The 12,390-nt window shown below is 36.1% G+C and carries 16 protein-coding genes; 11 read left to right on the top strand and 5 right to left on the bottom strand.

Features of this window, described 5'->3' with window-relative positions:
* The 4 genes from metQ to GTR01_RS14520 form a co-directional block, all read right to left on the bottom strand.
* Positions 1 to 807, bottom strand: coding sequence for a methionine ABC transporter substrate-binding lipoprotein MetQ (gene metQ / locus GTR01_RS14535; protein WP_160138536.1), 807 nt, complete (start codon positions 805 to 807; stop codon positions 1 to 3).
* Positions 808 to 905: 98 nt separating this feature from the next.
* Positions 906 to 1,562: a methionine ABC transporter permease MetI gene (metI, locus tag GTR01_RS14530; RefSeq protein WP_160138535.1), complete on the bottom strand. Its 657-nt coding sequence runs from the start codon at positions 1,560 to 1,562 to the stop codon at positions 906 to 908.
* Positions 1,555 to 2,583 carry a methionine ABC transporter ATP-binding protein gene (locus GTR01_RS14525; protein WP_160138534.1) on the bottom strand — a complete coding sequence of 343 codons (1,029 nt, stop codon included), beginning with the start codon at positions 2,581 to 2,583 and terminating at the stop codon, positions 1,555 to 1,557. The genes metI and GTR01_RS14525 overlap by 8 nt, the downstream gene beginning before the upstream one ends.
* A 19-nt stretch (positions 2,584 to 2,602) precedes the next feature.
* Positions 2,603 to 3,601: an EamA family transporter gene (locus GTR01_RS14520; protein WP_160138533.1), complete on the bottom strand. Its 999-nt coding sequence runs from the start codon at positions 3,599 to 3,601 to the stop codon at positions 2,603 to 2,605.
* A gap of 550 nt (positions 3,602 to 4,151) precedes the next feature.
* On the opposite strand from GTR01_RS14520, the gene GTR01_RS14515 reads away from it, so the two are divergent.
* The 7 genes from GTR01_RS14515 to GTR01_RS14485 all read left to right on the top strand — a co-directional run bounded on the left by GTR01_RS14515 (position 4,152) and on the right by GTR01_RS14485 (position 8,785).
* Positions 4,152 to 5,084, top strand: a complete 933-nt coding sequence (locus GTR01_RS14515) for a ring-cleaving dioxygenase (RefSeq protein WP_160138532.1) — start codon at positions 4,152 to 4,154, stop codon at positions 5,082 to 5,084.
* A gap of 49 nt (positions 5,085 to 5,133) precedes the next feature.
* Positions 5,134 to 5,430: a GNAT family N-acetyltransferase gene (locus GTR01_RS14510; protein ID WP_160138531.1), complete on the top strand. Its 297-nt coding sequence runs from the start codon at positions 5,134 to 5,136 to the stop codon at positions 5,428 to 5,430.
* A gap of 104 nt (positions 5,431 to 5,534) precedes the next feature.
* A complete protein-coding gene (locus GTR01_RS14505) occupies positions 5,535 to 6,488 on the top strand; it encodes a ring-cleaving dioxygenase (RefSeq protein ID WP_160138530.1) in 954 nt (317 codons plus the stop codon).
* A gap of 6 nt (positions 6,489 to 6,494) precedes the next feature.
* Entirely contained in the window at positions 6,495 to 7,115 is a 621-nt protein-coding gene (locus GTR01_RS14500) for an alpha/beta hydrolase (RefSeq protein WP_160138529.1), read from the top strand.
* Positions 7,116 to 7,460: 345 nt separating this feature from the next.
* Positions 7,461 to 7,808 (top strand): hypothetical protein, encoded by a 348-nt coding sequence (locus GTR01_RS14495; RefSeq protein ID WP_160138528.1) that lies wholly within the window; start codon positions 7,461 to 7,463, stop codon positions 7,806 to 7,808.
* Positions 7,809 to 7,877: 69 nt separating this feature from the next.
* Positions 7,878 to 8,189 (top strand): hypothetical protein, encoded by a 312-nt coding sequence (locus GTR01_RS14490; protein WP_160138527.1) that lies wholly within the window; start codon positions 7,878 to 7,880, stop codon positions 8,187 to 8,189.
* 11 nt (positions 8,190 to 8,200) lie between these two features.
* Positions 8,201 to 8,785 carry a Crp/Fnr family transcriptional regulator gene (locus GTR01_RS14485; protein WP_160138526.1) on the top strand — a complete coding sequence of 195 codons (585 nt, stop codon included), beginning with the start codon at positions 8,201 to 8,203 and terminating at the stop codon, positions 8,783 to 8,785.
* Between the two features lie 56 nt (positions 8,786 to 8,841).
* Here GTR01_RS14485 and GTR01_RS14480 read toward each other — a convergent pair whose 3' ends face one another.
* Positions 8,842 to 9,498: a DUF1349 domain-containing protein gene (locus tag GTR01_RS14480; RefSeq protein WP_185155134.1), complete on the bottom strand. Its 657-nt coding sequence runs from the start codon at positions 9,496 to 9,498 to the stop codon at positions 8,842 to 8,844.
* Positions 9,499 to 9,639: 141 nt separating this feature from the next.
* Between GTR01_RS14480 and GTR01_RS14475 the strand changes: the two genes are divergently transcribed.
* The 4 genes from GTR01_RS14475 to GTR01_RS14460 all read left to right on the top strand — a co-directional run.
* On the top strand, positions 9,640 to 10,398 hold the full coding sequence (locus GTR01_RS14475) for a response regulator transcription factor (RefSeq protein ID WP_160138525.1): 759 nt from the start codon (positions 9,640 to 9,642) through the stop codon (positions 10,396 to 10,398).
* 124 nt (positions 10,399 to 10,522) lie between these two features.
* Positions 10,523 to 11,398 carry a pirin family protein gene (locus GTR01_RS14470; RefSeq protein WP_160138524.1) on the top strand — a complete coding sequence of 292 codons (876 nt, stop codon included), beginning with the start codon at positions 10,523 to 10,525 and terminating at the stop codon, positions 11,396 to 11,398.
* Between the two features lie 12 nt (positions 11,399 to 11,410).
* A complete protein-coding gene (locus GTR01_RS14465; RefSeq protein WP_160138523.1) occupies positions 11,411 to 12,115 on the top strand; it encodes a M17 family peptidase N-terminal domain-containing protein in 705 nt (234 codons plus the stop codon).
* Between the two features lie 87 nt (positions 12,116 to 12,202).
* The coding region (locus GTR01_RS14460; RefSeq protein WP_160138522.1) for a transposase at positions 12,203 to 12,390 on the top strand (188 nt) is incomplete at its 3' end.

Genomic DNA, 12,390 nt, shown 5'->3' with positions numbered 1-12,390 from the left:
CTACCAACCCTTTACTGCTCCACCTTTAAACACTTCCAGGGCTTTCTTTTCCACTTCATCTGACTGGTATGCTTTCACAAAGTTTTTTACCTTCTGGCTGTTCTTATTATCTTGTCTTGCCACCACAAGGTTTACATAGGGAGAATCTTTATCTTCTTTAAATATGCCTTGTTTTTCTGAATCCAGCCCGGCTTGTGCTGCAAAATTATTATTGATGATTCCTACTACAACATCTCTATCGTCCAAAACTCTTGGGATTTGGGCACCCTCAATTTCCATAATTTTCAGCTGTTTTGGATTTTCTGTAATATCGGTAACCTTAGGAAGTAATCCGACCCCTGCTTTTAGTTTCAATAAACCATTTTTCTGTAACAGGAGTAAAGAGCGCCCACCGTTAGTAGGATCATTTGGAATAACAATCGTACTCCCGTTTTGCAGTTGATTAATATTTTGAATTTTCTTTGAATAAGCTATGATAGGATAGACAAATGTATTTCCAACAATTGCAAGATTATATCCTCTTTGTTTAGATTGTTCAGTTAAATAAGGAGCATGCTGGAAAGCATTGGCATCAATATCCCCGTTCATCAGGGCTTCATTAGGAACAACATAATCATTGAAGGGGATCAGTTCCACTTCAAGGTTGTATTTTTCCTTTGCCACTTTTTTTGCTACTTCAGCCACTTCCTGTTCCGGTCCATAAGTAATTCCGACCCTGATAAAGTTTGGATCATCTTTTCTCCCTGAACAGGCGCTGAAAAGAAGTACTCCCGCAGCTATTAAACCTAAAATCTTTATTTTTTTCATTCTATTCTTTTTAATTTGTAAAAAAATTCCAACAGTAAAATCATCTCTCTTACTCTAAAACTTTCAAACCCGAATCCTGCACCTTGAACCCTTCAAACCTATCTATGGTCAAACTTCTTAGACAATCTATCACCCATAAACTGAATGATGAATACCAAAAGCACCAATAAGATCAGAACTGTATTCATAATCACAATATCATAACCTATATATCCATATTGATATCCTACCTGTCCCAGTCCTCCAGCACCTACGGCACCTCCCATAGCAGAATACCCTACTAAGGTGATTAAAGTAATGGTTGCATTATTAATTAGAGAAGGAAGTGCTTCCGGAAGTAAAACTTTTCTAATAATTTGAAAAGGCGACGCTCCCAATGCTCTTGCTGTTTCTATTAATCCGTGAGGGACTTCAATAAGGCTATTTTCCACTAATCTTGCAATAAATGGCGCTGCTCCCACACTTAATGGAACCAATGCTGCATTGACTCCAATAGATGTTCCTGCTAAAACTCTTGTAAAAGGAATCATCCACACAATTAAAATAATAAAAGGAATGGCCCGGAAAATATTCACAATAATGGATAATGTTCTATAGTACATGGCATTTTCCAACAATTGTCCTTTTCTTGTTAAAAATAACAAAATCCCAACCGGAAGCCCTAAGACAAATCCAAAAAATCCAGACACAAATGTCATATAAACCGTTTCCCAGGTTCCTTTTGCCAAAAGGGCAAGTACTGCATCACTAAGCATATCCTTTTACTGTATTTTGAATTTTATTCTGATTAAAATAATAAATGGCTTTTTGGTTTTCCTCAGCCGCTCCTTGAAGTTGCAAAAGTAGTTTACCAAAATTAGAATTCCCAAAATATTCTACATCTGCTTTCAAAAGTTTGTAAGGGATTTTATGTTCATTATATAACGCTGAAAGAATCTGTTCAACGCTTATGCTTTCGTTAAGCTCTATTTCGACGAGTGGAAATAAACCATCTTGTGGCTCTTTCTGTAGTCTGTTGCTGAGTTCCTGTGGCAGGGTCATAACATCTGAATTTATAAATTGTTGGATCACCGGATTTTCCCGGTTTGAAATGATCTCACTTAAAGTTCCTTTGGCTAATAATTTTCCTTTGTCTATCACGGCAACATGATTACAAACTGTTTTAATGACTTCCATTTCATGGGTAATCAGAAGAATAGTAATTCCTAGTCTTTGATTAATATCCTTTAGCAGTTGTAAAATAGATTGAGTGGTTACCGGATCAAGAGCACTGGTTGCTTCATCACAAAGCAGAAGGTGAGGGTCGTTAGCTAAAGCTCTGGCAATAGCTACTCTCTGTTTCTGACCTCCCGAAAGGCTCTTAGGATAATCATTGGCTTTATCTTCAAGACCTACAATTTTCAGTAATTCGTTAACCTTTCTATGAATTTGATCTTTACTGATGTGATCCAGTTCCAATGGAAGTGCTACATTATCAAAAACAGTTCTTGAAGAAAGAAGATTAAAATGCTGGAAGATCATTCCTATTTTTTTACGTTCCTCAGCGAGCTGCTTTGAGCTCAATTGAGTGAAATCCTTTCCATTAATAATAATTTGCCCTTCTTCCGGTCTTTCTAATAGGTTCACCGTACGAATCAAGGTACTTTTTCCTGCACCCGAGAACCCTATGATCCCAACAATATCTCCTTTATCTATATTGAGGCTCACCTGATCCAATGCTTTAAAAGCCTGTTTCTTCTGGTAAAATGTTTTTGATATGTTTCTGATTTCTATCATTCTAATGTTTTATACTATATTAAATAGGCTGATATCTTTTGCCTGTTCTGTTAAAAAATCTTTTAACTCTTCTGATTTTGACCTTAGACCGTTTTGAAAGTTTAAAATACTTGGTGACATTGGTCAGCAATACTCCCAGCAATATGATTGCCAAACCATATAACTGGCCTCCATTGATGCTTTGATTGGCCACAATCCAGCCTGCAATAACGGTAACAATAGGGTTAATGTAGGTATGGGTGCTTACCAAAGCAGCGGGTTTCACAGACAAGAGCCAAATGTACGACAAATAAGCGACTATCGATCCAAAGAAGATCAAAAACAGAACTCCTGCCCAGGCTGAGACTGGTACCCTAGAGACCGAAAAATCAGTCCATTCCCCTCTGAATAAGGCAATAAGAAAAGCAGCTGCTCCTGCAACAATAAGTTGTTGAGCAATATTCATAAAGGTAGATTGTGAGGCGGGGTTTTTCTTAGAATATAAAGAACCCAAAACCCAGGCAATGGAGCTTAATCCTAATACAATAAAAGCCGTAATACGAAGATGACCATCAGTAGCGGCATGTGCTGCATGTGAATTAACACTTCCTTTTAAGAAAAAGACTAAACCAACAAAGCCAATCATCAAACCTATTGGAATAAACTTATCTGAGAAATAATATTTCCAGTTTTTTCTGTCGATAGCAATGAACCAGAAAGGCCCGGTTGCTATAGAGATAGCAGCTTCAGAAGCTGTAACATACTGTTCTCCCCAGGCTACAAGACCTGTTCCTCCGGTTAGGATAAGAACTCCGGTGATCGCGTTTTTCTTCCAGTTGATCAGGGAATTGGCTTTTTCCCCTTTAGATAGGAGATACCCGATCATCAAAATTCCTGCTACCAGAAATCTCAATCCTGAAAGAATGAATGGTGGAAAACCTTTCAAGCCAAATGAAATAGCTAAAAACGTAATCCCCCATATTACATAGATGTTTGTAAATGCCAATGGAACCAGCCATTTGTTTTTAGAATTGCTCATTTTTATTTTTTTTAATGTTTTGGTGTTTAAATAAAAAAGGCTCTACAACTCGGTAGGGCCTTTGAAAGTATGTCATATTAAAAGTAAGGTCACCCACAGTATTCTTTATGCACAGGCATACAAATAGTTTTCATCATATTTTTAATGATGTGTTTATGTGTTGCATTATTCTTTGTTTCTGTGCTCATTTTGTTTTATTTCCTGAATACGTTTGCAAATATATAATATAATTTTAATTAGTCCACTAAAAAAGTAGGGTTTTTGAATATTAATTTATTGTTAATGATTTATTTATTTGTTTGTCAGTTTTTTGTGTTGTTTATTTTTTTGTGTTTTAAACTTGAATTTTAATTTTTTAATTGATTTGCACTTGAAATGGTAGTTTTTGTGTGTTGTGAAAAAGATAAAATAAATTGAAATTTTTGAGAATTATATAAAGTGTTTTTTGTGAGAGTTTTTATGTTTTAAAGAAAAAAATCTTGCTGATTTATTAAACTAGTTAAATGTACAGGATTTCCAGTCGGTGTAACTTAGCATTAAAATTAAAGACATGGACAATAGAATATTAGGTCTGCATCATATTACAGCTATTGCAGACAATGCAAAAAGAAATTTAGATTTTTATACTCAGGTTTTAGGAGTAAGATTGGTAAAGAAAACTGTTAATTTTGATGATCCGGGAACGTATCATTTCTATTTTGGGAATGAAAATGGAACACCGGGAACTATTCTTACTTTCTTTCCATGGGAAGGAGTGGGACAAGGTACCAATGGAAGCGGAATGGCAACTCATATTGGGTATTCAGTGCCTAAAGGAAGCTTAGAATTCTGGAAAAACAGGTTAAAAAACTTCAATGTAAATGTTGAAGAAAATGAGATCTTTGGTGAAAAGATGATTTCCTTTAAAGATCCCGATGGCCTTCAGTTGCAGTTCATAGAACCCTCTGGTGATGATCACCGAAAAGTATGGACTACAGATGATATTAAAGATGAAAATGCCTTGAAAGGATTCCATAATGTAACATTAACCTTGAAAAGAGCTGAGCCTACAATCAAAGTACTGACTGATATTTTAGGATATGATCTTCAAAAACAAGATGGTGAAAGATACCGATTGGCAACAGATGCCATTGATACAGCCAATCTCATCGATATTATAGAGAATGATACAATTCCGAGCGGAAGAAATGCTGCCGGAACCAATCACCACATTGCTTTCAGAGTGAAAGATGAGAATATTTTGATGGAATATCGTGAAAAAGCTTTATCCGCAGGTTTGAGCATTACTCCGAAAATCAACAGAGATTATTTCTATTCATTGTATTTCCGTGAACCTGGAGGAGTTCTATTTGAAATTGCAACAGATAATCCTGGGTTTACCGTAGATGAATCTTTGGAGGAATTAGGTACAAATTTAAAATTACCGGTTCAATATGAAGGAATGCGTGAAAAGATAGAAGGTGTATTGCCGAAGTTATCATAGATCATGATTCAGCTTTAATAAAGGATTTACCTTTGAAAAAAATAAAAATATGGAAAGAACAGAAATCGTTTTGGAAGGAAGAAAAGGAGAAATTCAATTTTTCTCAGATGATCAGAAAGCCGGTAAAATGGATATTTCAGTCATTGGAAAAAAACTGACCGTATATCATACTGAAGTCGATCCGGAATTTGAAGGAAAAGGGTTTGCTAAAATTTTATTGGAAAAGCTTGTTTCTTATGCCAGAGAGAATGATCTGAAAATAGTACCGCTATGTCCGTTTGTTCATGCACAGTTCAAACGTCATCCGGAGGAATATAATGATGTGTGGCTGAGAGAAGAAAAATAAATACTTAGAGGATGTAAGAGGGAAAAGCAAATAAAAGGGCCACCTCTTTATCTTTTATGCTCTCTTAGATTATTACAACAACCCCATTAATAACAATCAACATAATGAAACTTATCACAGGATTACACCACGTGACAGCAATCACAGGCAATGCGCAGGAAAATATAGACTTTTATACCGGAGTTTTAGGACTTCGTTTGGTTAAAAAAACAGTGAATTTTGACTATTCAGATGTGTACCACTTTTATTTCGGGGATGAATACGGGACACCAGGAACCATCATGACCACTTTTCCGTATGGTAAAGATCTGATTAATGGAAGACACGGGAAAGGAATGCTCAATACAACTGCTTTTTCAGTGTCTATGGATGCATTGGATTACTGGGTGAGCCGTCTGGATCAGTTTAATATTGCCTATAAACAGCCACAGCAAAGATTATCCGGTGAAGTTTTTATTTATCTTGAAGACTTTGATGGGTTGGGTCTAGAGTTGGTTTTTAATACTAAAGATGAAAGAAAAGGCTATTATAATGGATTTATTCCTAAAGATTATGCTTTAAAAGGAATTCATCATGTTGAAATATGGTTGGAGGCTTATGAAAGAACAGCGGCTCTTCTGACTACCCAGATGGATCATAAAGTTATTTCTGAAAGCCCTGATAGAGTAAGACTAGGAACAGAAGATCTTCCTGGAAAATATGTAGATCTTATCTATGCTCCCAATGCATTGAAAGGACTTGCAGGAAGAGGTACTGTACATCATGTAGCTTTTGCAACTCCAGATGCACAGTCTCAGCTTGAAATGGTTGAAAGGTTAAATGCTTTTGGACTGGAACATACTGAAGTGAAAGACAGAAAATACTTTACTTCAGTTTATTTTAAAGAGCCGGGAGGAGTTTTGTTTGAAATTGCCACCTCTGGCCCTGGGTTTGATCTCGATGAGGAAGCAGAATTTTTAGGTGAAAATCTGCAGTTGCCCCAACAGTTTGAAACACAAAGAGAACGTTTGCTTGATGTTCTTCCTAAAATCAATTATCCAACAGAACAATACAGATAAAAAATAATGAGTCATATTTTAAATATAAAAACCGCAGGTATACCATTAAGACAGGCGAAAAAAGCTTTGATTATGGTTCATGGACGAGGTGGAAGTGCTCAGGATATTTTGAGCCTTTCACAACATTTGAATGTAAAAGATTACGCTATAGTAGCCCCACAGGCTTTGAATCATACCTGGTATCCATTGTCATTCATGGCTCCGGTAGAGCAAAATGAACCGTGGCTTTCTTCTGCATTGGAAATGGTTGAAGAGACTGTACAAGCAGTAACAGATGCAGGAATAGCTCCAGAAAATATTTACTTTTTCGGATTTTCTCAGGGAGCTTGTCTTACACTGGAATTTTTAGCCAGAAATGCTCAGAAGTTTGGTGGGGCAGTAGCCATTATTGGAGGAGTGATTGGAGATAAGATCAACCGTGAAAATTATAAAGGCGATTTTGCAGGAACTCCAGTATTATTGGGAACCAGCAATCCAGATTTTCATGTTCCTGTAGAAAGAGTATATGCTACAGCCAATATTTTAAGAGAAATGAATGCGGAAGTAACGGAGAAGGTATATGCCAATTTCGGACATTCAATTAATCAGGAAGAAATTGAACTGGCAAACTCTATTGTATTTAAATAGAGAATCTCATTCATAATCTCCCGCAGATTTCACAGATAATGCAGATCTTTCTGCATAATCATCTGTGAAAACCTGTGTTATCTGTGTGAAAAAATCTGCTGGATCTGCTTAATCAGCGAGATGTAAGGAAAAGAGACGTTTTTTTTAAGAGATAAAACATGTTATTTGTCATTCTGAACGAAGCAAAGCGTAGTGAAGGATCTCATTCATAATTTCCCGCAGATTTCACAGATAACACAGATCTTAAAGCATGATCATCTGTGAAAATCTGAGTTATCTGTGGGAAAAATAATTTGCGAGATATAAGAGGCAAAAGATAGCCATTAATTCATAAAAATAAAAACAATGAATATCACAAGAATTTTCAGCGATGAAAAAGGAGAAACTCATTTTGAAAATATAGAAATTCCTCTTGTTGACCAGGGAGATATTGGTTTCCTTTCTGAAACGATTGAAGTCAATGCATTGCAATTCAGACAAGTTTCTGCATCCTACGATTATGATTTTCATTGTGCTCCACAAAAACAATATATCGTACTTTTGGATGGCGGAGTAGAAATAGAAACTTCACTGGGGGAAAAAAGGAAATTCAAGACAGGTGAAATTCTTCTGGTAGAAGATATTACAGGAAAAGGACATAAAACCAAAAACCTCAAACTTAAAGAGAGAAAATCGCTGTTTATTTATGTTTAATCATGAAATACCGGTTTCCATAATCAACTCCTAATTTTAAATATAGAACCTTAAACATCAAACCTTACAATGAAAACTTTACATTTTTTAGTCATAGGAAAGAATCAGGAAATTCTGGATGTATTAAAACGAATTATTGAAAATAATGAAGGCTGGACGGCCGAAATTCAGAGTGATGAAAATTTCTGTTATGAGTACATCAAGAAAAATCATGTAGATATTGTACTGTTGAGTTCAGGATTAGAGGATCAATTTGAAAAAGATATTAAAGTATTCTGTGCCGATTTAGATAAAGATGTTAAAGTAATTGATCATTACGGAGGCGGAAGCGGACTTTTAAAGAATGAAGTTTACAGTCTTTTTCCTAATTTGCAGGAGTAAACCATTACTCCATGTTTGAAAACATTATCAAAAACATTTCAAGATTTATTACCATCACGCCGGAAGAAGAAAAAGTATTTACAGATTTGCTGGTGTGTCAGAAGTTTCCTAAGAAAACCGTATTGCTAAGAGAAGGAGAGATCTGCCAGTTTGAAGGTTATATTCATAAGGGGTGTGTAAGGATGTATTGTTTGGATGATAATGGGACTGAAGTGACGTTACTGTTTGCCATTGAAGATTGGTGGATCAGTGATATTGCCTCTTTTCAGGAACAAAAACCTTCCAAAGTTTATATCGAAACATTAGAAGATTCGGAAATTTATATGTTGAACCCCACAACAAAAGAAAAATTATTAAATGAGATTCCTAAATTTGAAAGGGTTTTCAGAATGTTGGTACAAAGAAATCTCACAACGCTTCAAAGTCGTCTGGTAGATACCATTTCCAAATCCGCATCCGACCGATATCTGGAATTTATCAAAGTATATCCATCCATCCCACAAAGAGTAGCACAATATTATATTGCTTCTTATCTTGGTGTTTCAAAAGAATTTGTAAGTACGATTAGAAAACGTCTGGCTTCGAAAGAGAAGTAGAAATGCCAACCCTTGTCAAGGTTTTAAACTTTGACAAGGGTGAGACCTTAAAAATCTTATTTATTTTTATTCAGCCAGTCCAGCCTTCTCTGATCAGGAAGGTGCTTGACCTGAAAATGCTCGAATTTTGCATTGAAACCATTTCCATCCGGACAGGCGGCCATTAAGCCTACCATAACGGGAGTATTGTCCTGCAGATGAGCATTTCTCATCATGATATAATTCTTGTCATCAAAAGAATAGAAGATTTCAACAGCATCCAGACGTCTGATTGCTTTAATCCATACAGCCTGTGGCTTTTCTTTAAGTTCTATTACACTCCAGTCACTTGTAGTGTGGGTAACTACAGTACTTAAGTTATATTTTCCATCTACGTATTCAATTCCAAATTTGATGTAATTTTGATGATCTGTACGAAGCATCAGCCCCATTTGATCAAACCGGACTTTATAGTCACCTGTAATTTTGACTTTAACTTCAAATTCCCCACCATAAGTAGCATAATAAAACGGAGCATCATCCACTGTAAATCCATAATGGGAAATCCGCCAATAATCACTTTGTGGAGTAACGAACATCGATAATGAATTGTCCTTTATTTCCCATTTTTCAGGCTCATTGAACCAATTCATTTTTTCTAAACGCTGTGCTCTGACGTAGTGCAGAAATCCCATCATGAAAGACAGTGTGGCCGCTAGTAATAATTTTTTCATTAAAAAAGTATAAAGTTTAGTATAAACAGAAGGTTATTGTCTGAAACTGATGTCCGTTTCATTGAATGACCATTAAAAAATCTATATTTACAAAGGTAATTTCCCCAAAAACAGAATTCAATAGTTAGAAATAACCATACAATGAATATTAAAGCTAAGCTTGATAAAGTATTATTAAACCAATCTTTTGAAAATGAAAATGTCTCCGAAATCTGGCTAAAGTACCGGTCCATTGCAAAAATGTATTCTGAAATTGAAAATGCGATCTGTGTTTTGACAGACCTTAAAAACAGAAAAAGTATGATTCATTATGGCGGTTTGAGTTCGCTGATCGGGATTGATCGTAGTGGAGAAGAATCAGAGATCTCTTCTATCTGGGAGGATGAAATCCTTAATAAAGTACACCCTGAAGATGTCAGGAAAAAGCTGGTTCTGGAACATTATTTTTTTCATTTTTTAAAAGACATTCCAAGAGCTGAATGGATGGATTATTATATGGTTATTAACCTTAGAATGCGCAGCCGTTCAGCAGAATACCTCATGGTATTGCACCGAATGTTCTATGCTGTAGAGGAAAATAATGTGAGACTGGCACTTTGTATTTATAATATATCGGGTAACAATGTGAATACTATGCTTCATGAAAACGGGGTTATTGTTAATTCTATGAATGGTGCTACGCTGTATTACAATGAATTTAGGTATAGAGATATATTATCGGCAAGGGAGAAAGAAGTACTGAAGCTGATTGCTCATGGAAAAATGAGCAAAGAAATCGCGGAGTCACTTGAGATCAGTTTAAATACAGTCAACAGACATCGGCAAAATATTCTTCAGAAGCTGCAGGTAAAGAACTCAATCGAAGCCTACAGACTGGCTAAAGCAATGGATCTGGTTTAATTAAAAACAGAATGGCACCAGGAAAAATATTTTTCTTCAGGTCATTTATTAAACTAGTTAAATGTTTGGTTCCTTTCATTGATCTAAATTTGTCCTATCAAAACAAACAAATAACAATTGAGATATGAACAGAAAAGATTTTTTAAAAAAAGGGTTACTCGGAACAGGAATGTTTGTAGCATCCGCTTCTCTGGGAAATACAATGCAAAATGAAATTGACGAAATAGAGCCGTTAGAGCCTATAGGATATAATCATCTGCCTAATACAGATTCGAAAATTAAAGAAAATTCTGTCATTCATAAAGCCGATTCAAGAGGAAAGGCAGATCATGGATGGCTATTGAGTCAGCATACATTCAGTTTTGCCAATTATTATAATCCGGAAAGAATGCACTTTGGGGTATTGAGAGTTCTGAATGATGACCGAGTAGAAGCAGGTCGTGGTTTTGGAACCCACCCGCATGATAATATGGAAATCATCAGTATTCCTTTGGAAGGGGATCTGGAACATAAAGACAGCATGGGGAATACAGCCATCATCAAAAGTGGAGATATTCAGGTGATGAGTGCAGGAACAGGAATCATGCATAGTGAATTCAATAAAAACAGTGATCAGCTAGTGAAATTTCTTCAGATCTGGGTGTATCCTAAAAAAAGAAATGTGACACCAAGATATGATCAGATTACTTTAGACAAAACAAAAAGTCACAACACATTCCAGCAGATCCTTTCACCCAATGCCGATGATGAAGGGGTGTGGATTCATCAGGATGCCTGGTTTCATTTGGGAACTTTTGATCAGGGAAAAGAAATCAATTATCAGATCCGAAAAAAAGGAAATGGAGTGTATGCCTTTATCCTCAAAGGAAGTGCTGAAATTGAGGGTCAGCAAGTAGAAGAAAGAGATGGTTTTGGAGTTTGGGATATTAATGATTTAAACATTAAAGCTACATCAGAAGGTACAGAGATTCTGTTAATGGAGGTTCCTATGACAATGTAAAATAACAATATCATGAAAAATTTAGTAAATAAATTAATGATAGCAGCTGTATTAGTGTTTTCAAACCTGATATTGGCGCAGACAGCAACGGTAGGAACGACTAAAAATTGGGGTTCTGTGGATGGAATTTCCATGATAGGACTGGTGCAAGGGCCTTCTTCTGCGGATACTCAACTTCAGGTTGCCTGCGTTTTTGAATATACAGAAGGCGATATTTTTAAGGCTCCGGCTTTGCCTGCTAATCTGAACGGACTGGTACACTTAGACGAAGCTTTAAAAGGCGAGCTTACGAATATCAGAAAATCGGGACAATTTCTGGGACATTCTTTGGAAACCATTTTAATTACACCTCCTACCGGATCTATGTCCGGAAAGAAATTATTATTAATCGGTCTGGGAGACCGGAACAAATTTACTCCTGATATGATGATTTCAGTAGGAGAAGTTGCAGCCCGGGAAGCGATGAGGTTGGGTGTGTCCAATTTTGCTTTTGCCAGCGATTTAAAAGATGCCGGAATAGATTCTCCAACAGCCTTAATCGCAGGAAATGTAGTTCGAGGTATTGTTCAAGCCAATCGCTCCGAAAATTACTTAAAAGAGCACAAGTTATCTACAACCAAAAAATTAGAAAAAGTATATCTGTTGGCTGGCCCTGCCTTTTTTGAAACAGCAGGCAGCGGAATTTCCGAAGCCATTACAGATGCAAAAAAGAAATAATGAACTGGTTTCATTAATATTGTTGATCGGTAAACTTCCCTGTTTTTCAGACAAATTAAAATTATTAAATTTAGTTTGTTAAACATTATGAAAAAGAGCAAATTTTCAGAACATCAGATTATCAATATTCTGAAAGAATATGAATCTGGGAAAGCGACAAAAGATATTTGTCGTGAGCATGGAATTTCAGCAGCTACTTTCTACCAGTGGAAGCAGAAATACGGAGGAATGGATGCACAACATCTTAAGGAACTTAAAGCGTTACAGGAAGAGAA

This window comes from Chryseobacterium sp. c4a (assembly GCF_009900745.1).
Lineage (GTDB): Bacteria > Bacteroidota > Bacteroidia > Flavobacteriales > Weeksellaceae > Chryseobacterium.
Note: the sequence above shows the minus strand (reverse complement) of the source record. Positions and strands in the feature narration are given on the sequence as shown.